General features: G+C 66.4%; 19 protein-coding genes. 7 read left to right on the top strand and 12 right to left on the bottom strand.

Features of this window, described 5'->3' with window-relative positions:
• The first annotated feature begins 86 nt into the window (after positions 1 to 86).
• Positions 87 to 1,271, top strand: coding sequence for an acyl-CoA dehydrogenase family protein (locus ACFQB0_RS01380; RefSeq protein ID WP_386726626.1), 1,185 nt, complete (start codon positions 87 to 89; stop codon positions 1,269 to 1,271).
• Positions 1,272 to 1,309: 38 nt separating this feature from the next.
• On the opposite strand, the gene ACFQB0_RS01375 is transcribed toward ACFQB0_RS01380, so the two are convergent.
• Positions 1,310 to 2,746, bottom strand: a complete 1,437-nt coding sequence (locus tag ACFQB0_RS01375) for an NAD(P)H-quinone dehydrogenase (RefSeq protein WP_386726623.1) — start codon at positions 2,744 to 2,746, stop codon at positions 1,310 to 1,312.
• 84 nt (positions 2,747 to 2,830) lie between these two features.
• On the opposite strand from ACFQB0_RS01375, the gene ACFQB0_RS01370 reads away from it, so the two are divergent.
• Both ACFQB0_RS01370 and ACFQB0_RS01365 read left to right on the top strand, forming a co-directional pair.
• Positions 2,831 to 3,658, top strand: a complete 828-nt coding sequence (locus tag ACFQB0_RS01370; RefSeq protein ID WP_386726620.1) for a purine-nucleoside phosphorylase — start codon at positions 2,831 to 2,833, stop codon at positions 3,656 to 3,658.
• Positions 3,655 to 5,367 carry a phospho-sugar mutase gene (locus ACFQB0_RS01365; protein ID WP_386726618.1) on the top strand — a complete coding sequence of 571 codons (1,713 nt, stop codon included), beginning with the start codon at positions 3,655 to 3,657 and terminating at the stop codon, positions 5,365 to 5,367. Before ACFQB0_RS01370 ends, ACFQB0_RS01365 begins: the two co-directional genes overlap by 4 nt.
• Positions 5,368 to 5,389: 22 nt before the next feature.
• Here the strand turns inward: ACFQB0_RS01365 and ACFQB0_RS01360 are convergent, their stop codons facing one another.
• The 11 genes from ACFQB0_RS01360 to ACFQB0_RS01310 form a co-directional block, all read right to left on the bottom strand.
• Positions 5,390 to 5,665, bottom strand: coding sequence for a PTS sugar transporter subunit IIB (locus ACFQB0_RS01360; protein WP_386726616.1), 276 nt, complete (start codon positions 5,663 to 5,665; stop codon positions 5,390 to 5,392).
• A complete protein-coding gene (locus ACFQB0_RS01355; protein ID WP_386726614.1) occupies positions 5,662 to 6,108 on the bottom strand; it encodes a PTS sugar transporter subunit IIA in 447 nt (148 codons plus the stop codon). Before ACFQB0_RS01355 ends, ACFQB0_RS01360 begins: the two co-directional genes overlap by 4 nt.
• A gap of 61 nt (positions 6,109 to 6,169) precedes the next feature.
• The gene (locus tag ACFQB0_RS01350) at positions 6,170 to 7,291 is read right to left on the bottom strand and encodes an adenosine deaminase (protein WP_386726612.1); all 1,122 of its coding nucleotides are present in this window, start codon (positions 7,289 to 7,291) and stop codon (positions 6,170 to 6,172) included.
• Between the two features lie 139 nt (positions 7,292 to 7,430).
• On the bottom strand, positions 7,431 to 8,732 hold the full coding sequence (locus ACFQB0_RS01345) for a thymidine phosphorylase (protein WP_386726609.1): 1,302 nt from the start codon (positions 8,730 to 8,732) through the stop codon (positions 7,431 to 7,433).
• A gap of 3 nt (positions 8,733 to 8,735) precedes the next feature.
• Complete coding sequence (locus ACFQB0_RS01340) at positions 8,736 to 9,167, bottom strand: cytidine deaminase (protein WP_386726607.1); 432 nt, start codon at positions 9,165 to 9,167, stop codon at positions 8,736 to 8,738.
• A 2-nt stretch (positions 9,168 to 9,169) separates the two neighbouring features.
• Positions 9,170 to 10,462, bottom strand: a complete 1,293-nt coding sequence (locus ACFQB0_RS01335; protein ID WP_386726605.1) for an ABC transporter permease — start codon at positions 10,460 to 10,462, stop codon at positions 9,170 to 9,172.
• Positions 10,459 to 11,802 (bottom strand): ABC transporter permease, encoded by a 1,344-nt coding sequence (locus tag ACFQB0_RS01330; protein ID WP_386726602.1) that lies wholly within the window; start codon positions 11,800 to 11,802, stop codon positions 10,459 to 10,461. Before ACFQB0_RS01330 ends, ACFQB0_RS01335 begins: the two co-directional genes overlap by 4 nt.
• On the bottom strand, positions 11,799 to 13,319 hold the full coding sequence (locus ACFQB0_RS01325; RefSeq protein WP_386726599.1) for an ABC transporter ATP-binding protein: 1,521 nt from the start codon (positions 13,317 to 13,319) through the stop codon (positions 11,799 to 11,801). Before ACFQB0_RS01325 ends, ACFQB0_RS01330 begins: the two co-directional genes overlap by 4 nt.
• 135 nt (positions 13,320 to 13,454) lie before the next feature.
• Positions 13,455 to 14,555 (bottom strand): BMP family lipoprotein, encoded by a 1,101-nt coding sequence (locus tag ACFQB0_RS01320; RefSeq protein ID WP_386726596.1) that lies wholly within the window; start codon positions 14,553 to 14,555, stop codon positions 13,455 to 13,457.
• A gap of 178 nt (positions 14,556 to 14,733) precedes the next feature.
• Positions 14,734 to 15,813, bottom strand: coding sequence for a BMP family lipoprotein (locus ACFQB0_RS01315; protein ID WP_386726595.1), 1,080 nt, complete (start codon positions 15,811 to 15,813; stop codon positions 14,734 to 14,736).
• Positions 15,814 to 15,839: 26 nt separating this feature from the next.
• The gene (locus ACFQB0_RS01310) at positions 15,840 to 16,964 is read right to left on the bottom strand and encodes a mannose-1-phosphate guanylyltransferase (RefSeq protein WP_386726592.1); all 1,125 of its coding nucleotides are present in this window, start codon (positions 16,962 to 16,964) and stop codon (positions 15,840 to 15,842) included.
• A 78-nt stretch (positions 16,965 to 17,042) separates the two neighbouring features.
• Between ACFQB0_RS01310 and ACFQB0_RS01305 the strand changes: the two genes are divergently transcribed.
• The 4 genes from ACFQB0_RS01305 to sdhA all read left to right on the top strand — a co-directional run bounded on the left by ACFQB0_RS01305 (position 17,043) and on the right by sdhA (position 21,077).
• Entirely contained in the window at positions 17,043 to 18,197 is a 1,155-nt protein-coding gene (locus tag ACFQB0_RS01305) for a glycosyltransferase family 4 protein (RefSeq protein ID WP_386726589.1), read from the top strand.
• 141 nt (positions 18,198 to 18,338) lie between these two features.
• On the top strand, positions 18,339 to 18,761 hold the full coding sequence (sdhC, locus tag ACFQB0_RS01300) for a succinate dehydrogenase, cytochrome b556 subunit (protein ID WP_386726586.1): 423 nt from the start codon (positions 18,339 to 18,341) through the stop codon (positions 18,759 to 18,761).
• Positions 18,762 to 18,774: 13 nt separating this feature from the next.
• Positions 18,775 to 19,224, top strand: a complete 450-nt coding sequence (locus ACFQB0_RS01295; RefSeq protein ID WP_386726584.1) for a succinate dehydrogenase hydrophobic membrane anchor subunit — start codon at positions 18,775 to 18,777, stop codon at positions 19,222 to 19,224.
• 35 nt (positions 19,225 to 19,259) lie between these two features.
• The gene (gene sdhA / locus ACFQB0_RS01290; RefSeq protein ID WP_386726581.1) at positions 19,260 to 21,077 is read left to right on the top strand and encodes a succinate dehydrogenase flavoprotein subunit; all 1,818 of its coding nucleotides are present in this window, start codon (positions 19,260 to 19,262) and stop codon (positions 21,075 to 21,077) included.
• Positions 21,078 to 21,079: the final 2 nt, after the last annotated feature.

Genomic DNA, 21,079 nt, shown 5'->3' with positions numbered 1-21,079 from the left:
GAACGTCCTTCGGGCACTTTCAGGCTGAGCGTCATGAGCGCTGAGCCTGCGTCACCGCAGAGCCGTCACCAACGGGGAGGATCACAGTGATTCAGGACTACGACGTATCCCAGCCGCTCGACACCGACTTCTACCGGGTGTTCGCCGACGTCCCCGCCGAGGACCGTGAGGCCTGGCGACGCGCGCGCGGCTTCGTCGATGAGATCTGGCCAACGATCAACGAGGCGTGGGAGGACGCCGAGTACCCCTTCTCGCGCGTGCGGCGCATGGGCGAGCTCGGTTTGCTCAATGACGGCGTCGAGGGACCCGGCCTGCGCACGCTCTCGCCACTGGCCGCGGGACTGGTGACCATGGAGGTCTCCCGCGGTGACGGCTCGCTCGGCACGATCATCGCCATCCAGGGTGGACTCGCCCTGCGCACGATCGCACTGCACGCGAGCCAGGAGCAGAAGGAGAGGTGGCTCGTCCCCGTCGAACGCGCCGAGGTGATAACCGCTTTCGCCCTCACCGAGCCGGGCCACGGCTCCGACTCGGTCGCGCTGGAGACGACCGCGGTGCGGGACGGCGACTCCTGGGTGATCAACGGCACGAAGAAGTGGATCGGCCACGGCCTGAACGGCGACCTGACGATCGTCTGGGCGCGTGTGCCAGAGGGCGAGGTTCGGGCGTTCTTCGTTCCGCAGGACACGCCCGGCTACAGCGCCGAGCTCATCACCGGCAAGGTCGCCCTGCGCTCGGTGCACCAGACCCGCATCACCTTCGACGACGTTCGCGTGCCGCTCGACAACGTTCTGCCCGGCGCCAACAGTTTCAAGGACACCTCGCGCGTGCTCTATGCGACGCGCCTCGGCGTCGCCTGGTCTGCGCTCGGACACGCCATCGCCTGCTACGAGGCGGCGCTCAACTACGCGCAGCAGCGTATTCAGTTCGGCCGTCCGCTCGCACAGTCGCAGATGGTTCAGGAACGCCTGACCCAGATGCTGTCGGATGTCACGTCGATGCAGTTGCACTGCATGCACCTGGCCACACTGGACACCCGCGGAGAGCTCGACCCCGTGATGGCCTCGATGGCGAAGTACACCTGCACCCGCAAAGCCCGCGCCGTGGCGTCGATCGCCCGCGACATGATGGGTGCCAACGGCATCCTGCTCGAGAACCACGTTATCCGGCACCTCGTCGATATGGAGGCCGTGCACACCTATGAGGGCACGGAGAGCATCCAGGCGCTCCTTATCGGGCGCAGGGTGACGGGTGAGAGCGCCTTCGCATAGCGAGAGAGTGATCGCGGCGCGGTCGGAGGGGTGACGAGCTACAGGACGATGTGCATCGCCCTCGCGGCATCCGAGATGGAGCCGGTCAGCGACGGGTACACGGAGAAGGCCTCAGCGACCTGGTCAACAGTGAGCCGGTGCTCGACGGCGAGCGCGAGCGGGAAGATCAGCTCGCTCGCCTTCGGGGCGACGATGACGCCGCCGATGACGGTGCCAGAGCCGGTGCGGGCGAAGAGCTTCACGAAGCCGTCCTTGATGCCCATCATCTTCGCGCGCGGATTGGAGGCGAGCGGAAGCTTGTAGATGTCGCCCTGCGCGATGCCCTCCTCGATCTGTTTCTGGCTCCAACCGACGGTGGCGATCTCGGGCTGCGTGAAGATGTTCGAGGTGATGTTGCGCCTCTCCGGCGGGCTGACGATGTCGCCCATCGCGTGGAAAACGGCGGTGCGGCCCTGCATCGAGGCGACCGAGGCGAGCGGCAGGAACGTCGTGCAGTCCCCCGCAGCGTAAATGTTCGGCATAGAGGTGCGCGCGACCCGGTTGACCCGGATGTGCCCGCTCTCGCTGAGCTGCACTCCCGCCTCTTCGAGGCCGATGCCCGCCGTGTTCGGGATCGACCCGACCGCCATGAGACAGTGGCTCCCCTCGACCTCCCGCCCGTCGGACAGAGTCGCGGTGACGCCGGACGCGGTGCGCACGACGGAGTCTGCGCGCGAGGTGGAGAGAACCGTCATGCCGTTGCGGGTGAAGACGTTCTCGATCACGCGGGCGGCGTCGGCGTCCTCACCGGGGAGCACCTGGTCACGGCTGGAGATCAGCGTCACCTCGGCGCCGAGGGCGCGATAGGCGGATGCGAACTCGGCACCGGTCACGCCAGATCCGACGACGATGAGATGTTCGGGCACCGACTGCAGATCGTACAGCTGGGTCCAGGTGAGGATCCGCTCCCCATCGGGCGCGGCGGACGCCAGCACGCGTGGACTCGCGCCGACGGAGACGACGATGGTGTCGGCGTCGATGCGGTCGAAGTCCGTTCCGGAGCCCCCTGGTGCGGTCGACACGATGACGCCGCTCGTGCCGTCGAGGCGTCCCTCACCCTGCACAAGCCGAACTCCGGCACGCAGGAGGTTCGCTCTCATGTCCTCGGATTGCTGGTGAGCCAGGCCGAGCAGGCGCTTGTTGACGGCGGCGAGATTGATCGCGACATCGGGTCGCACGGGCTTGCCCGACTCACCTCGGAGGTAGAACTGCACCCCGAGGTCGGCGGCCTCCTTGATGGAATTGCTCGCCTCGGCGGTCGCGATCAACGACTTCGAAGGCACCACGTCGGTCAGCACGGCCGAGCCTCCGACGCCAACCCGTTCGACGAGCGTGACCTCCGCACCGAGCTGGGCGCCGGAGAGCGCCGCCTCGTACCCGCCGGGGCCGCCCCCGAGTACGGCGATTCTCTGTTTGCGCTCGAACTCGTAGGACATGCTCATATTCTGGCGTAGCGGTTCTCTCACCGGCAAAACGAGCGTGGCCGTCGAACAGGGATCGCCGATCGTTAGAGTGGTCTCATGTCTGAGACGAATCCGCTTGACCTGTCGGAAACCGACCCGTTCGAGGTCGCACGGACCGCTGCGGAGCAGGTCGCGGAGAAGACCGGCGTCGAACGCCACGATGTCGCATTGACCCTCGGCAGTGGCTGGGGCAAGGCCGCCGACCTCATCGGCGAGACGACGGCCACCGTCGCGGCGACCGAGATCATCGGTTTCAGCAAGCCGGCGGTCGATGGGCATGTCGGGACCCTGCGTTCGGTGCTCCTGCCGAACGGCAAGCGAGCCCTCGTCATCGGCGCCCGCACACACTACTACGAGGGTCACGGCGTGCGCCGCGTGGTGCACAGTGTTCGCACCGCCGCAGCGACGGGTGCGAAGACCATGATCCTCACGAACGGCGCCGGCGGCATCAAGGAGCACTGGAAGGCGGGAACCCCTGTGCTCATCAGCGACCACATCAATCTCACCGCGGACTCCCCGCTCGAGGGTGCGACGTTCGTCGACCTCACCGACCTGTATTCGAAGCGCCTGCGCGACCTCGCCCGCTCGATCGACCCAGGCCTGGACGAGGGCGTCTACTGCCAGTTCCGCGGCCCGCACTATGAGACCCCCGCCGAGGTGCAGATGGCGAAGGCGATCGGCGGGCACCTTGTGGGCATGTCGACCGCGCTCGAGGCGATCGCCGCTCGACAGACAGGCATGGAGATCCTCGGCATGTCCCTCGTGACGAACCTCGCCGCCGGCATCCAGAAGACGCCACTCAGCCACAACGAGGTCATCGAGGCCGGTCAGGCCGCCGGGCCGGCGATCAGCGCGCTGCTCGCACGGATCGTGGCCGAACTGTGAACCCTACCGACGCTTCGGCCGCTGGCGTCGTCGCCGAGGCCCTGGCCTGGCTCGCCCAGGATCCGGACGCCGAGACCCGAGCGGAGCTACAGCAGCTCATCGACGAGGCCGGTGCCGGCTCCGAAGACGCCGTCGCCGAGTTGCACGACCGCTTCGACGAGCGTCTCGCGTTCGGCACGGCCGGCCTGCGCGGCCAGATCGCCGCCGGCTCCAACCGGATGAACCGGGTGCTCGTCTCCCAGGCCGCAGCGGGCCTTGCCGCCTACCTGGTCGCCCGCGCGGTTCCCGGCACCGCACCATCCGTCGTCATCGGCTACGACGGACGCAAGAACTCGCGCGTCTTCGCCACGGACACCGCCGAGCTCATGGCCGGTGCCGGGGTGCGCGCGACCCTCCTCCCCCGGCTGCTGCCCACCCCCGTGCTCGCCTTCGCGGTCCGCCACCTCGGCACGAGCGCCGGAGTCATGGTCACGGCCTCGCACAATCCGCCGGACGACAACGGGTACAAGGTCTATCTCGGCGGCCGCGACGAGGGCTCTCAGATCGTTCCACCTGCCGATGCCGAGATCGCCGAGGAGATCCTGCGCGTCGCCGCCGAACTCGATGTCCTCGAGCTTCCTCGCGGCTCCTACGAGACGGCCGACGAGGCCGTGATCGAGGCGTACGTGGCTGCGACGGCCGCCGTGGCCTCCGCCCCCCGCTCGCATGTCGAGGTCGTGTACACGGCGATGCACGGCGTCGGATGGCAGACCGCGCAGCGCGTCTTCAGGATCGCCGGCTTCGATGACCCCCACCTTGTGAGTGCGCAGATCGACCCGGACCCAGCCTTCCCGACGGTCGCGTTCCCCAACCCCGAGGAACCGGGTGCGATGGACCTCGCTTTCGCCGCGGCACGCGCGGTCGGTGCGGAGCTCGTCATCGCGAACGATCCCGACGCCGACCGGCTCGCAGTCGCGATCCCCGATGCCGCGAGCACGGACGGCTTTCGTCGGCTGAGCGGCAACGAGGTCGGCGCCCTGCTCGGCTGGCGTGCCGCCGAGCAGGCAGCTCAGCAGCCCGGCGACGGCGGCCCGAGCGGCACGCTCGCCTGTTCGATCGTGTCCTCCCCAGCTCTCGAGGCGGTGGCGACGGCCTACGGCCTCGAGTTCTCGGACACGCTCACGGGCTTCAAATGGGTTTCCCGGGCTCCCGGACTCATCTACGGCTACGAGGAAGCTCTCGGCTACCTCGTCAACCCCGAGACGGTGCGCGACAAGGACGGCATCTCGGCCGCCGTCGCGTTCCTCTCGCTTGCGAGCGAGCTCAAGGCGAACGGCAGTTCCGTCGCCGAGCACCTGGACCGTTTCAGTGAGACGTTCGGGCACTTCGCCTCCAGTCAGATCTCGGTGCGCGTCACCGACCTCGCCAGGATCACGACGATCATGGCGGCGTTGCGCGCAGATCCTCCCGCCGAGATCGGCGGCCTTCGCGTCGACAGGATCGAGGACCTCAGCGATGGTTTCGGCAGCCTCCCGCCGAGCGATGTCCTGCGCATCCGGCTCGATGACGGTGCGCGCGTGATGGTGCGACCGAGCGGCACCGAACCAAAACTCAAGATCTACATCGACGCTTCATCGGCGACGGGATCCATTGCCGAGCGCAAAGCCGCTGCCATAGCCACGGTCTCGCAGCTCGAGGCAGGCATGAGGAAGCTCATCGGGAGCGAGTGAGCCGCCCGGCGGCCGTCCGACGTTACCGGCCGAGCGCCGCTTCGAGCTTCTCGGTGATCTCCTGCATGTCGAGGTAGTTCAGGATCACGACGACGTCCGCGTTGGTCTTCCCGATTCGCTCGACCAGTTCGGGAGAAGTGAGGATCACCTGCGCGTCCGCCGCAGCCTGCTGCACATTCGCGATGTTCGACGCGGTCACGCTCGCCTCGATGTCCAGTCGCCGCAGAGCACGCTCGGCGTTCACCTGGAGAATCACCGATGTCCCGATTCCCGCCCCGCAGATGGCGACGACCTTCACCCGGCCACGCCCAGGATCTCGCGCACCTGCGCGGCATCGGTCGCCGCGGCGATGGCGGGGATGACACTCTCGTCGTTGAACACGTTGGCGAGCTCGGCGACCGAGTGCACGTGCTCGTCCGCACTCGTCACCGCAAGACCGATCACGACGCTCACCGGGTCGTTGTGCGGATGCCCGAACACCACCGGCTCGGCGAGGATCACGACGCTCAGGCCATCGGCCAGCACATCGGGTCCCGGCCGCGCATGAACGAGCGCGAGCCCCGGGGCGATCACGATATAGGCGCCGAACTCGTCGATCATCCGCACCATCCGCTGCGTATAGCCTGCGCCCGTGGCCCCGGACCGACGCAGGGCGGCACCGCTCAACTCGACGGCGGCACGCCAATCCACCGCGTGGGCCTTGATGTCGATGGCGGTGTCTGGCAAGGGCGGAAGGGTCATCCGTGTCTTTCTCGTGATGGGTCGGGGCTAAGTCGATCGTCAGGCCTCGACCCCGCGGGGGTCAGACCTCTTCGAAGCCCGCAGAGATGATGTCGGCCAGCTCCTCGCGCTCCTCGAGCGCGAGGAAGGTGGAGGCGGCCGCATTGAGTTGGAAGGCCTCGAAGTCACCGAGGTCGTAGCCGAACGCATCGCTCAGCAGGGCAAGCTCCCGGCTCAGGCTGGTGTCGCTCATGAGTCGGTTGTCGGTGTTGACGGTGACTCGGAACCCCAGCTGGTAGAGCAGGTCGAACGGGTGGTCGACGAGCTCGTCTCCCCAGGCGGCGATCGCACCGGTCTGCAGGTTCGATGACGGACTCGTCTCGAGCGCGATCTCGCGATCTCGAATCCACTGGGCGACGGGGCCGAGCGTCACATAGGTGTTCTCGTCGTCCTCCCGCTCGATGACGATGTCCTCGGCGATGCGAATGCCGTGGCCGAGACGGAGCGCGCGCCCGTCGAACAGAGCACCGCGGATGCTCTCGATGCCGTCGGCCTCGCCTGCATGCACCGTGACGGGCAGGAACTCCTTGGCGAGGAAGTCGAAGGCAGCGAGGTGGTTGCGGGCAGGGAAGCCGAACTCGGCCCCGGCGATGTCGAAGCCGACGACGCCCAGGTTCCGGTGCCGCACGGCGAGCTCGGCGATCTCGAGTCCGCGGTTCGCGTGACGCATCGCGGTGACGAGTTGGCCGATCTTGATCTGCCGACCGGATGCCCGCACGTCGTCGATTCCGGCCTCGATGCCGTCTTGCACGGCCTCGACCGTCTGGTCGAGTGTGAGGCCTCTGCTCAGATGCTGTTCGGGCGCCCACCGTATCTCGCCGTAGATCACGCCGTCGGCGGCGAGATCCTGAACGAATTCACGGGCGACGCGCTCGAGACCCTCCGTGGTCTGCATGACTGCGGTCGTCACGTCGAAGGTCTTGAGGTACTCGACGAGAGAACCAGAGTTGGACTGCTCGGCGAACCAGGCCCCGAGCGCGATGGCATCCGTCTCCGGCAGGTCGAGGCCGATCCCGTCTGCGAGCTCGACGATCGTCTGCGGACGCAAGCCTCCGTCGAGATGGTCATGCAGTGAGATCTTGGGCAGCGCGTTGATGCTCGTGCCGCCGCCCGCGAGCAGGTACTCCGTCTGAGGCGTGTTCACATCTCAAACCTAGTGGCGGATGCCGCGACTCGTCTCTGCGAATTCGCAGCAAGCCTTCGCCAGCGCGTCGAGACGACCGCGAGTGCTCATTCGTCGGGCCGAGAAGCGCAGTCGGCGTCAGGCCGACGGCGGCGACCCCTCAGCGGCCGATGCGCTCCACGATGAGCGGGCCACCGTCCTGCACGGGCTCGCCCGGAGCGCCGACACGCCAAGCGCCCTCGACAGCTTCGAGCGCCCTCGGAAATCGCTCAGGCTCGTCGGCGCTGAGGGTGAACAGCGGCTGACCTTTCACCACGGTGTCCCCTGGCTTGGCATGCAGATCGATTCCGGCCGCATGCCGCACCGGGTCCTGCTTGCGAGCGCGTCCGGCGCCGAGACGCCAGGCGCCGATGCCGAACGGGAGCGCCTGCTGTTCGACGAGCACGCCGTCACGATCCGCGAGCACCGTGTGCGTCTCTCGGGCGACGGGCAGAGGCGCATCCGGATCGCCGCCCTGGGCGCGAATGACGTCCCTCCATTTGTCCATCGCGCGACCGTCTCTCAACGCCGCCTCGACGTCCACGTCGACCTGGCCGACGAGGGCGAGCATCTCACGCGCCAGCGCCACCGTGAGTTCGACGACGTCGGCTGGCCCACCGCCGGCGAGCACCTCGACCGACTCGCGCACCTCGTTGGCGTTGCCGATGGCGAGGCCGAGCGGAACGTTCATATTGGTGAGCAGCGCCGAGGTGGCGACTCCGGCGTCCTCTCCGAGGCCGACCATGGTGCGGGCGAGTTCCCGCGACTTCTCGATGTCCTTGAGGAAGGCACCCGAGCCGAACTTCACGTCGAGCACGAGGGCGCCGGTGCCCTCTGCGATCTTCTTCGACATGATCGACGAGGCGATGAGAGGAATCGCCTCGACCGTCCCCGTGATGTCACGCAGCGCATAGAGCTTGCCATCGGCCGGGGCGAGCCCGCTGCCCGCCGCGCAGATGACTCCACCGTGATCGCGGAGTTGCGCGAACATCTCCTCGTTGGAGAGGTTCGCACGCCATCCGGGAATGGATTCGAGCTTGTCGAGGGTTCCTCCCGTGTGACCGAGGCCGCGGCCGGAGAGCTGTGGGACGGCGGCACCGAAGACGGCGACGAGGGGCATGAGCGGGAGGGTGATCTTGTCTCCGACGCCGCCGGTCGAGTGCTTGTCGGTCGTAGGCTTGCCGAGGCCGGCGAAGCTCATCCGCTCGCCGCTCGCGATCATCGCCATGGTCAGATCGCGGATCTCGCGTCGGGTCATGCCGTTGAGAAATATCGCCATGGTCATGGCCGACATCTGCTCGTCCGCGACATAGCCGCGCGTGTAGGCGTCGACCAGCCAGCCGATCTGCTCGGTGCTCAGCTCACCGCGATCGCGTTTGACGTGGATCAGGTCTACTGCATCGAAGGCCTCGAGGGCGGCCATGTGTCACTCGTCTCCGTATTCTGTGAGCTGTCGAGGTCCGAACGCGTCGGGCAATACCTCTTCTATCGTTCGGATGCCGGAAACCGTCTCGAGCAGCATCCCCGGCACGGCATGCTCAGAGAGCAGCTGCCGACAGCGACCGCACGGCATGAGGATATTGCCATGACCGTCGACGCACGTGAATGCCACGAGCTGCCCACCGCCCGAGAGGAACAGGGTGGAGACGAGTCCGCACTCCGCGCAGAGCGTCACGCCGTACGACGCGTTCTCGACGTTGCAGCCGACGATCACGCGGCCGTCGGTGACGAGCGCGGCGCAGCCGACGGGGAACCTCGAGTATGGCACGTAGGCCTTGCCCATCGCCTCGGTGGCGGCCTCGCGCAGCACGCCCCAGTCGATGTCGCCCGAGAGCGGCTCGATCATGTCGTCGGCCATGGTCATCCCTTGATATAGGGTTTGCCGGATGCCGCCGGCCCGCGCACCCGCCCGACCAGGCCAGCGACCGCGAAGATCGTGACCAGATACGGCAGCATGAGCATGAACTCGCTCGGAACCGGAGAGCCGATGATGCCGAGCACGTTCTGCAGGTTCGTGGCGAAGCCGAAGAGCAGCGCCGCGAGGGTCGCCTTGATCGGATCCCACCGACCGAAGATGACCGCGGCAAGGGCGATGAAGCCGTAACCGGCTGTCATCTCCTTGTTGAAGCCGCCGACGGCACCGAGCGTGAAGTACGAGCCTCCGAGTCCGGCGATCGCGCCTGCGAGGGCGACGTTCCAGAAACGCGTGCGATTCACGTTGATGCCGACGGTGTCGGCGGCCTGCGGGTGCTCGCCGACCGAACGGAGGCGCAAGCCCCACTTCGTGTGGAAGAGAGCGAAATAGACGACGAAGATCGATACGTACACGATGTAGACGATGATCGTCTGCCGGAAGAACACGGGGCCGATGATCGGGATCTCGCTCAGCAGGGGGATGTTGACACGATCGAATCGCGGTGGCGAGTTGAGCATTTGGGCATGCGGGGTGAGCACCTGCGAGTAGAGGAAGCTCGTGAGGCCGGTGACGAGCACGTTGAGAACGACACCGACGATCACCTGGTCCACGAGGTACTTGATCGCGAACGCGGCGAGTACGAAAGAGACGAGGACGCCGGCGACCATCGCCGCGACAAGACCGACGTAGGGGGAGCCCGTGATCGACGCGACGAGCGCTGAGGTGAACGCCCCGGCGAGGAACTGCCCCTCGATCGCGACGTTGACGACGCCGACACGCTCCGAGATGACACCGCCGAGCGCTCCGAAGATGAGCGGAACAGCAAGCCCGAGCGAGCCGAACAGCAGGCCGGTGACCGGGATGACTCCTCCAGCGGCAGCCCAGGTGAGGAAGCCGAAGAGCAACGACGCCGCGAAGACCACCGTGAGCCACAGCGGCACCCGTCTGCTCGATCGCACCAGCACGGCGCTCCAGATCGTGATGACGGCGAGCAGCACGGTGACGAGAGTGCACGTGAGCTGCGTCGGCGCCGCGACGACGGGCAGCTGGAAGAAATCTGAGTCGGTCGAGAGCCGGAAGCCGCTCTCGGTCTCCTCCCGCCCGACGATGACGAAGAGCACGAAGGCGATGATGGTGAACGCCGCGTAGGCGATCGGCGCTTTCCAGCTCTTGACGACGGTGGTGTCGAGCACGACGGGACCGGGGTCCGGAATCCCGGGCTGAGTTGTGGTCGTCACCTCGCCGTCACCTCCTTCGTCACGATCGGTCGCTGCCTTCGCGGGGCGGTTCCGGGGGCAGGCAATCGGAAGATCGCGCGCACGAGCGGCGGCGCGGCGATGAAGAGCACGATGAGCGACTGCACGACGAGCACGATGTCGATCGGCACGCCCTCGGCGGCCTGCATGCTGAATCCTCCGGCCTTGAACGCGCCGAACAGAATGCCGGCGACGAAGACACCCCATGGCCTGGAGCGCCCGAGCAGGGCGACCGTGATGGCGTCGAAGCCGATTCCGGCGTCGATGCCGGCCGCGAAGCCTGTCGTGACCGTTCCGAGCACCTGGTTGACGCCCGCGAGACCGACGAGACCACCGGAGATGAGCATGGCGTAGACGTACATGTTCTTGACGTTGATGCCAGCGACGCGGGCGGCATTCGGGTTCTCGCCGACCGCGCGGAAGCGGAACCCGAGCGCTGAGCGGTTGAGCAGCCACCACACGTAGATCGTCGCAGCGATCACGATGACGAATCCGAAGTGCAGGTTGTACCGGGGGCCGAGCAGATCGAAGAAGACGGCGGTGTCCTTCATCGGCGCCGACTTGGGTGTGTTCTGCCCCGGCGCCTGCAACAGGCCGGGCGTGCGCAGCATGAAAGAGACGAGGTAGAAGGCGACGTAGTTGAGCATGATCGTCACGATCACCTCGTGCGCGCCTGTACGCGCTTTGAGCAGGCCGACGATGCCACCCCACAGCGCGCCACCGATGATCCCGGCGACGACCGCGACGACCATGTGGACGCCCCAGGGCAGGTCGACGGCGAAACCCACCCAGCCGGTGCACGCGACGGCGATGAGCATCTGACCGCGTCCACCGATATTGAACAGGCCGACGCGGAAGGCGAGCCCGACGCCAAGACCCGCGGCGATGAGCGGTGTTGCGAAGGTGAGGGTCTCGGTGAGCGGCTTGATCGCGTCGAGAAAATCGGGGCGACGAAAATTGTAGATCGCGCCTTGGAAGAGGGCGGTATATGCACCCGAGACGGAATTCCAGATCGCCGCGACGGTGTCACCGGGACGCGCGAAGAAGTAGCCGGCGGCATTCTGCACCTCCTCGTTCGTGAACGCGATCATGATCGCGCCGACGACGAGCGCGAGCACGACGGCGAGGACGGACATGATCGCGTTGCCGGTCACGATCTGCTGAAAGACCCCGTGCCAGCGGGAGGGATCGTCGGAACGGGGTTCCCGGTTTCCCTGACCGGCGGACCGAGCCGCCTGTCCCGCATCGGTGAGCGGCGCCCCTGCCACCCGGCCGTCCGTCGCCTCGGGCACAGCGGACGAAGGCTCGTGACCGTCGCTCACGCGGCAGCTCCTTCCCCTGCCGGAACCTCGCCGGCCATCATCAAGCCCAGAACATCTCTGGGGGTGGTGCCAGGAACGATCCCGACGACCTTGCCGCGGTACATGACCATGATGCGGTCGGCGAGCGCGACGACCTCATCGAGCTCGGTCGAGACGACGACCACAGGAACGCCAGCGTCACGGGTCTCCACGATGCGCTTGTGCACGAACTCGATCGACCCGACGTCGATTCCTCGTGTCGGCTGGGCGGCGACGAAGAGGCGGAGCTCACGGCTCAGCTCACGGGCGAGCACGACCTTCTGCTGGTTCCCGCCCGACAACCGCCCGACTTTCGTGCCGATGCCCTGCGAACGCACATCGAATTCCTTCGACTTCGCCTCGGCGAAGTCGTTCAGGTAGCCGAGCTGCAGGCTGCCGGCCTTGACGAAGGGAGGCTGGTCCGAACGGTCGAGCATCAGGTTCTCGGCGATCGTGAACTCGCCGACCAGGCCGTCATCCTGCCGGTCCTCAGGAATGAAACCCACCCCGGCGTTGAGGATCTTGCGCACGCTGAGGTGGCGCAGCTCACGACCGTCGAGCTCGATGCTCCCGGTGACGCGCGACTGCAATCCGAGAATGGCCTCGGTGAGCTCGGTCTGACCGTTGCCCTGCACCCCGGCGACGGCGAGGATCTCGCCGCGACGCACCTCGAAGCTCACGTCGTTGACGACGAGCTGGCCGACGTGATCGATGACAGAGAGGTTGGAGACGACGAGTGCCTCGTCGCCGAGCTGTGGCGGGTTCTTGTGCACGGTGAGCTCGACCGCGCGACCCACCATGAGTGAGGCGAGCTCCGCGTTGGTAGCGCTCGGGGCGGCCTCTCCGACGACCTTTCCGAGTCGGATGACCGTGATGCGGTCCGCCACCTCGCGTACCTCACGCAGCTTGTGGGTGATGAACACGATCGACGTCCCCGATTCGCGCAACTGCCGCATGATGCCCATGAGCTCGTCGGTCTCCTGCGGGGTGAGCACAGCCGTCGGCTCGTCGAAGACGAGCACCCTCGCGTCGCGGGAGAGCGCCTTGATGATCTCGACACGTTGCTGGACGCCGACGGGCAGTTCGCCGATGAGCGCATCCGGGTCGACATGGAAACCGAAGCGTTCAGAGATCTCCCTGACCTTCTCGCGTGCCGCGGCGAGGTCGAGGCGCCCGCCGAACGTCGTCGACTCGTGGCCGAGCATGACGTTCTCCGCGACGGTGAAGACGGGGATGAGCATGAAGTGCTGGTGCACCATGCCGATTCCCGCGTTCATGGCGTCGCCGGGGCCGGCGAAGTTCTGGACGACGTCGTCCAGAAGGATCTCGCCTTCATCGGCCTGATACAGTCCGTAGAGCACGTTCATCAGGGTGGATTTGCCCGCGCCGTTCTCGCCGAGCAGACAGTGGATCTCGCCGGCCTCGACAGTGAGGTCGATGTGATCGTTCGCGACCAGGGCACCGAATTTCTTCGTGATGCCGCGAAGTTCGAGCTTCATGTTCCCGATTCTATTGAGTGGCTATCAGTTTTTGGCCTGTTGAGACAGAACGCTCTTACGAGCCCCCGTCTCGACCCGAACGAACTCGGGGAGGCCAGCTCGACGCTGGCCTCCCCGACAGTTGACGGTCGTCTGCTACTTGGGCGAAGACGGCGATTCGACCGTGATCGAACCGTCGATGATACCAGCCTTGATCTCTTCGAGCTGAGCGGCGAGCCCGGGCGAGACCTTGGACTCGAGGTCGTGGAACGGCGCGATGCCGACACCCTCGTTCTCGAGCGTGCCTACGTAGGGCGAGCCGTTGAACTTGCCGGCAGCGGCATCCTTGGTGACCGTGTAGACGCCGACCTTCATGCCCTTGAGGACGGAGGTGAGGTAGAGATCCTTGAAGTTCGGGTAGGTCTCGTACAGATCGGCGTCGACACCGATCATGGCGATGTCCTTCCCCGAGTCCCGGATTGCCTCACCTGCGGAGATGAAGATCGCGCCCCCGACCGGCAGGATGACGTCGGCGTTCTGATCGATGAGACCCTGGGCCGCCGTCTTGGCCTCGACACCCTGGGCGAACCCACCGGTGAAGACTCCGTTCTGAGTGGCGACATCCCAGCCGAGGGTCTGAACACTCTTGCCGTTCTTCTCGTTGTAGTACTTGACGCCGTCGACGAAGCCGTCCATGAAGATCGTCACGGGCGGGATCGGGATGCCGCCGAAGGTGCCGACGACGCCGGTCTTCGAGTAGCTTGCGGCCGAGTAGCCGGCGAGGAAGGCGGCCTGCGCGGTGTTAAACAGGATCGGCTTGACGTTCGAGGAGTCGGTCTTGCCATCGCCGTCGATGTCGGCAAGGTCGTCGATGATGGCGAAGTTGACGTTGGGGTTCGCCACCGCGGCCTCTGCCGTCGCCTGGGCCAGGAGGAAGCCTACCGTGACGATCAGGTTGCAGTTCTGGTCGACAAGGTTGCTGATGTTCGGGGCGAAGTCCGTCTCTGTTTCGGACTGGACCGTGACGGGCTTGATACCGAGTTCGTCGGAAGCCTGGATGAGTCCCTCATAGCCGAGTTGGTTGAACGACTTGTCGTCGAACCCGCCGGAGTCGGAGACCATGCAGGGGAGAAAGTCCGCGCCGGCTGCGCCGGAGGAGCCGCCGCCTTTGGGTGCGGACGCACAGCCGGCGAGCAGGGCAGCTACGCCGAGAATGGCAAGGCCGCTGAGCGCGACCTTACGAGTCGTGATAGTCAAAGTGACCTCCAAGGTGCTGCCCCGACAGAGTGCGGGGACCTGTGTGCGAATCACGTTACCGAATATTTCCTTGCTCATCCGAGCAAAGTGTCGTTGCGGCCGAATGGTTATGAATCCGCGACGTTGTGCTCACATGAGCACGGTAAAGGGGTTCCGGTCGGGGATAACGACGATCCCGCTACCCAGGAGCGCTCGGCGACGTCACAACGACGACGCCGGCCTTGATCGCCTCGCGCAGCCCGTCGATCTCACCGGCCAGTGCCGGCGACACGAGTGAGCTCCGATCGTGGTATGGCGCGATCTCGACGCCGCCATTCGCGAGCGTTCCGACGAATGGCGCATTGTCGAATGTGCCGTCGAGATCGTTCCCGACGATGCCGACCACCGCATCCTGGGTGTTCTTGAGCACACTCGTCAGCACGATCGGCCGGAACTCCGCGGGGAGAGTCTCATAGCCGTCGTTGTCGACCCAGACGAGGGAGACACCCTCGTTCTCGATCGCGGCCGCAGCCGCACCCTCGCCGACCTGTCCGGCAACCGGCAGGATGACGTCGGCGCCTTGGTCGATGAACGCCTGCGTGAAGGTCTTGCCCTTGGCAATGTCCTCGAAATCACCGGTGAACGTGCCGTCCTGCGCTGCTTTGTCCCAGCCCAGTGCCACCACGGCCGTGCCGTGCACCTCGTTGTACTTCGCGACGCCGTCGACGAAGCCATCCATGAACAGGGTGACGGGCGGCTGGTTGCCGCCGCCGAAAGTCGCGACCTTCCCCGACTTCGAGACGCCGGCCGCGAGGTAACCCGCCAGGTAGGCGGCCTGAGCGGTGTCGAAGACGATCGATTTGATGTTCGGGGCGTCGACAAGCTCGTCGACGATCGAGAAGTGGATCCCCGGGTTCTTCGACGCCTGGTCCAGGGTCGCATCCGCGAGCTCCCAGCCGACCGTGAGGATGAACTGGCATCCGGTGCCGACCGCCTGCTGGACGTTCGGCGCCAGATCGGTCTCCGAGGTGGAGACGATGGCGTTGACGTCGATGCCATACTCGGCTTGCGCCGCCTGGAGCCCCTCCCAGCTCGACTGATTGAACGAGCGGTCCTCGAGGCCGCCGGAGTTGGTGACCATGCGGGCGCAATACCCCAGGCCCGCGCTGGCCCCGGAGCCGTCGAGGGCCGGGGCGCAACCGGCGAGGACGAGCACCGCCGTCCCAACGGCCGCGGCTGGCGCGAGGAGGCGGCCGACGACTCTCCGAGATCTGGACATGGTCGGCTCCTTGTCGTTCTCGATCACTACAGCACGTCTCCGCGGCCGGACAGCTTGAGGGCGTCGACCACGGACTTGACCTTCTGCGCGTTGGCACTCGTCGTGACGAGGAGAGCATCCGGCGTGTCTACGACGACGATGTCCTCGACGCCGATGAGCGCGATCGTACGACCGCCCTGGCTCACGACGATGCCGCTGCTCGAGTCGGCGAGCACCCTTGCCCCCTCGCCAAGGATGGCGAGATCGCGCTTGCCCCCCCCGGAGTGCAGCTTGGCGATCGATGCGAAGTCTCCGACGTCGTCCCAGGCGAAGAGTCCGGGAACGACGGCGAGGCGACCGGCCGCTGCGGCGGGCTCCGCCACGGAATAGTCGATCGCGACCTTCTTGAGCGCCGGCCAGATCCTGTCGACAGCAGGGCCTCTGGTCGCCGGGTCGTCCCAGGCCTCGGCGAGCCGAAGGAGGCCATCGAGCAGTTCCGGTTCTGTACGGCCGAGCTCTTCAAGCAGCCGGTCGGCACGGGCGATGAACATCCCGGCATTCCACAGGTAGTCACCGCTCTGCACGTAACGTTTCGCCGTCGCGAGGTCCGGTTTCTCGACGAAGGAGTTCACTGCGAGCGCGCTCGGCGCGCCGGCGACGTCGAGCCGGGCACCAGAATGGATGTAGCCGAAGCCGACGGCCGGTTCGCTCGGTCGGATGCCGATGGTCGCGATGTAGCCGGCATCGGCCACGACGACGGCCTCGGCGACGGCCGCACGGAACGCCGTGCTCCCCGTGATCACATGGTCGGCCGCAAAGGAGCCGACGATGACGCCCGGCTCACGCTTCTGCAGGATCGCGGCGGCGAGGCCGATAGCCGCTGACGAGTCCCGCGGCTCGCTCTCGAGCACGACGTTCGGGTCTGCGAGCTCCGGAAGCTGCCGCTCGACGGCCGCCCGGTGCGCGCGACCGGTGACGACCATGATCCGCTGCTCGCCCGAGAGCGGCGCGAGACGATCCCAGGTGTCCCGCAGCAGGGTCTGACCGGAGCCCGTGAGGTCGTGCAGGAACTTGGGCGCGTCGGCCCGTGACAGCGGCCACAGGCGCGATCCGATCCCGCCAGCCGGGATCACGCTGTAGAAACGGTCGATGGGTCCGTGAGACGCGGTCATTCCGTCAGACTACCGGTGGCGTCAGGTGTTCACCGGGCATTCATGCCACCGCAAGACGCCCCGCCTAGCCTTGCAGACATGAGGGTCGCGGTCATCAGCGAGAGCTTTCTGCCCACCGTCAGCGGAGTCACGACGAGTGTGTGCAAGGTGCTGGACCACCTCAGGAGCGTGGGTCACGACGCGGTCGTGATCGCACCGGCGGGGGCACCGGCCGAATACGCGGGATTCCCTGTGCACACGGTTCCGGTGATGGCCTACCGCCAGTTCCCGGTCGGGCTGCCGAGCCCGCAGGTGCAACGAGTGCTCTCGGACTTTCGGCCGCATGTTCTGCACGCCGCGTCTCCGTTCCTGCTGGGAGCGCAGGGAATCGCGGCCGCCAACCGCCTCGACATCCCCTCGGTCTCGATCTTCCAGACGGACGTGGCTGGCTACGCGCGCCGCAACCGGCTCGGTAGGGCCGCCAAGGCCGCCTGGCGTTACGTGCGCTGGGTGCACGAGGGCTCTGACCTCACTCTCGCACCGTCGACGGCATCGATGCTCGATCTGCGCCGCGTCGGGCTGCGCCGCCTTGCGTTCTGGGGACGAGGGGTCGACCTCACCGGCTACCATCCGAACCGCCGCACGGATGCCGCCGTCATCGCGTTGCGCGACCAGCTCGCGCCGGAGGGCGAGACCGTCGTCGGCTACGTCGGACGCCTGGCCCCCGAGAAACAGGTCGAACGGTTTCGCGCTTTGCGCGGCACCCGCGGCATCCGGCTCGCCATCGTCGGCGACGGTCCGTCGCGCGAGAACGTCGAGCGGGAGCTGTCCGGGATGCCCGTGACCTACCTGGGCCGGTTGAGCGGTCCACAGCTCGCCGCCGCCTACGCGAGCTTCGATGTCTTCGTGCACGCCGGAACCGAGGAGACCTTCGGCCAGACCCTGCAGGAGGCACATGCGAGCGGACTCCCAGTCGTCGCGCCGCGCGCTGGCGGGCCGATCGATCTCGTCGCGCACGGCGAGAACGGCTTTCTCTTCGAACCGGACGATGAGCGCGAGCTGCGTGCGAGCGTCGAGCGGCTCGTATACGACGCTCCCCTGCGCCACCGGATGGGCGAGGCTGGCAGGCGGGCCGTGCTGAGCCGCTCCTGGGAGAGCGTGTGCGAGCAGCTGCTCGACTACTACCAGCTCGTGATCGACGAACGCGCCGCAGTCCGCGCGACCACTGCGGTGCCTCTCTCGATGCAGCGCTGAGGTCATGTCGACCGGGCCCGTCGTGCTTAGGCATGCCTAACCGGAAATTCGCTCCACGGGAGGAATAGACTTGCCTCACATGCTCGTCGAGCGATAGCGGCCTCTCGGACGAGGCCTTTACTCAGCCAGGGAGGGTTGTTCATGCCACAGCAGACGGCGGGAACCCTGACAGCAGACAAGAAGCGCGTCTCGCGCCGGCCCGCCGGAACCCTCTATCGGGGGGGCGAAGGCATGTGGTCGTGGGTGCTTCATCGCATCACCGGGGTGGCGATCTTCTTCTTCCTGCTCGTGCACGTTCTGGACACCGCGCTCGTGCGAATCAGCCCGGAGGCCTACAACGCGGTGATCGGGACCTACCAGACTCCCATCATGGGCCTCGGTGAGGTCGCGCTCGTCGGAGCCATCGTGTTTCACGCATTCAACGGTCTGCGCATCATCCTCATCGACTTCTGGTCTGGCGGCACGAGGCACCAGAAGCTCATGTTCTACATCGTCGTCGCACTCTGGGTGATCACGATGCTGGCCTTCACGCCGCGCCACCTGATCAACGTCTTCGGCCACTAGAAAGGGGAGAACAATGACGACGACCATCGAAGCTCCCCGCAGCCCGCTCCGCCCGGTCGGCAAACGCGGCGTCAACTGGGAGAAATGGGGCTGGATCTACATGCGCGCCTCCGGCGTTGTGCTGGTGGTGCTCATCTTCGGTCACCTCTTCTTCAACCTCATGGTCGGCAACGGGGTGAGCGCGATCGACTTCGCCTTCGTCGGCGGCAAGCTGTCCAATCCGTTCTGGCAGTGGTGGGACGTGCTGATGCTCTGGCTCGCCTTGATCCATGGCGGCAACGGCATGCGCACCCTGATCAACGACTACGCGACCCAGGCGATCAGCCGCGGCATCCTGAAGTCGGCCATGCTGGGCGCCGTCGTCGTGCTCATCGTGCTCGGCACCCTCGTCGTCTTCACCTTCGATCCCTGCCCGCCCGCCCAGCCCGCCGAGCTGCTGCCGTCATTCTGCCCGGTCAGCTAGGAGAGACAGTTTCTGCGATGAGTACGGATGCCCCTGTGAACCAGTCCTCCCCGTCCAGTGAAGCGGCCCAGTCCACCGTGGTCGACGGCGTGCACTACCATCAGTTCGACATCGTGATCGTTGGCGCCGGCGGCGCCGGCATGCGCGCGGCCATCGAGGCCGGGCCGAACGCCAAGACAGCGGTCATCTCGAAGCTCTATCCGACTCGCTCCCACACGGGCGCGGCGCAGGGTGGCATGGCCGCTGCCCTCGCGAACGTCGAGGAGGACAGCTGGGAGTGGCATACCTTCGACACCGTCAAGGGCGGCGACTACCTCGTCGACCAGGATGCGGCCGAGATCCTCGCCAAAGAGGCGATCGAGGCCGTCATCGACCTCGAGAACATGGGTCTACCCTTCAACCGCACCCCTGAGGGCAAGATCGATCAGCGCCGCTTCGGCGGTCACACCCGCGACCACGGCAAGGCACCCGTCCGCCGCGCGTGCTACGCGGCAGACCGCACCGGCCACATGATCCTCCAGACGCTCTACCAGAACTGCGTCAAGCACGGCATCAACTTCTTCAACGAGTACTACGTGCTCGACCTCGTCATGACGGAGGTCGACGGAACCGAGAAGCCGTCCGGGGTGGTCGCCTACGACCTCTCCTCTGGCGAGATGCACGTCTTCCAGGCCAAGGCCGTGATCTTCGCGACGGGCGGCTTCGGCAAGATCTACAAGACCACCTCGAACGCACATACCCTCACCGGCGACGGTGTCGGCATCGTCTGGCGCAAAGGCCTCCCGCTCGAGGACATGGAGTTCTTCCAGTTCCACCCGACCGGCCTTGCGGGACTCGGCATCCTGCTCACCGAAGGCGCCCGCGGCGAGGGAGCGATCCTGCGCAATGCGAGCGGCGAGCGTTTCATGGAGCGCTACGCCCCGACAATCAAGGACCTCGCACCGCGTGACATCGTCGCCCGCTGCATGGTGCAGGAAGTGCTCGATGGCCGCGGGGCCGGACCGCACAAGGACTACGTCTACCTCGACTGCACCCACCTCGGCGCCGAGGTACTCGAGACCAAGCTGCCGGACATCACCGAATTCGCCCGTACCTACCTCGGCGTCGACCCGGTGACGGAGCCCGTTCCGGTGTTCCCGACCGCGCACTACGCGATGGGCGGCATCCCCACCAACACGAGCGCAGAGGTGCTGAGCGACAACGACACCGTCGTACCCGGGCTCTACGCAGCCGGCGAGTGTGCGTGCGTCTCAGTGCACGGTTCCAACCGCCTGGGGACAAACTCGCTGCTCGACATCAACGTCTTCGGCAAGCGCGCCGGTCGCAACGCGGTCGAATACGTCAAGACCGCCGAGTTCACGCCGCTTCCGGATGACCCGGCCGCCGCCGTGCGTACTTTGCTCGAGACGCTGCGCGACTCCACCGGCACCGAGCGCGTCGCCGCGATCCGCAAGGAACTGCAGGACTCGATGGACCGTTGCGCTCAGGTGTTCCGCACCGAGGAGTCGCTCGCCGAGGTCACCGAGATCATCCATGGCCTGCGGGACCGTTACCGGAACGTCGCCGTTCAGGACAAGGGAAAGCGCTTCAACACCGACCTGCTCGAAACCGTCGAGCTCGGCTTCCTGCTCGACCTCGCCGAGGTCGTGGTGTACTCGGCTCGCAACCGCAAGGAGAGTCGCGGCGCGCACATGCGCGACGACTACCCGAAGCGCGATGACGAGAACCTGATGAAGCACACCATGGCGTACCTGTCGGGCGACCCGCACTCCTCGAAGGCTGAGGACCACATCCGCCTTGAGTGGAAACCGGTCGTCGTGACGAATTACCAGCCGATGGAGAGGAAGTACTGACG

Source organism: Luethyella okanaganae (assembly GCF_042660285.1).
In the GTDB taxonomy this organism is placed as follows: domain Bacteria; phylum Actinomycetota; class Actinomycetes; order Actinomycetales; family Microbacteriaceae; genus Luethyella; species Luethyella okanaganae.
This window is presented reverse-complemented; position numbering and strand designations above follow the sequence as displayed.

What these genes read in the sequence shown, in the direction of transcription:
- ACFQB0_RS01375 (WP_386726623.1), bottom strand. Translation starts at nt 2,746, where the DNA reads ATGTCCTACGAGTTCGAGCGCAAACAGAGAATCGCCGTACTCGGGGGC.
- ACFQB0_RS01370 (WP_386726620.1), top strand. Translation starts at nt 2,831, where the DNA reads ATGTCTGAGACGAATCCGCTTGACCTGTCGGAAACCGACCCGTTCGAG.
- ACFQB0_RS01355 (WP_386726614.1), bottom strand. Translation starts at nt 6,108, where the DNA reads ATGACCCTTCCGCCCTTGCCAGACACCGCCATCGACATCAAGGCCCAC.
- ACFQB0_RS01345 (WP_386726609.1), bottom strand. Translation starts at nt 8,732, where the DNA reads ATGGCCGCCCTCGAGGCCTTCGATGCAGTAGACCTGATCCACGTCAAA.
- ACFQB0_RS01340 (WP_386726607.1), bottom strand. Translation starts at nt 9,167, where the DNA reads ATGGCCGACGACATGATCGAGCCGCTCTCGGGCGACATCGACTGGGGC.
- ACFQB0_RS01325 (WP_386726599.1), bottom strand. Translation starts at nt 13,319, where the DNA reads ATGAAGCTCGAACTTCGCGGCATCACGAAGAAATTCGGTGCCCTGGTC.
- ACFQB0_RS01315 (WP_386726595.1), bottom strand. Translation starts at nt 15,813, where the DNA reads ATGTCCAGATCTCGGAGAGTCGTCGGCCGCCTCCTCGCGCCAGCCGCG.
- ACFQB0_RS01310 (WP_386726592.1), bottom strand. Translation starts at nt 16,964, where the DNA reads ATGACCGCGTCTCACGGACCCATCGACCGTTTCTACAGCGTGATCCCG.
- ACFQB0_RS01305 (WP_386726589.1), top strand. Translation starts at nt 17,043, where the DNA reads ATGAGGGTCGCGGTCATCAGCGAGAGCTTTCTGCCCACCGTCAGCGGA.
- sdhC (WP_386726586.1), top strand. Translation starts at nt 18,339, where the DNA reads ATGCCACAGCAGACGGCGGGAACCCTGACAGCAGACAAGAAGCGCGTC.
- ACFQB0_RS01295 (WP_386726584.1), top strand. Translation starts at nt 18,775, where the DNA reads ATGACGACGACCATCGAAGCTCCCCGCAGCCCGCTCCGCCCGGTCGGC.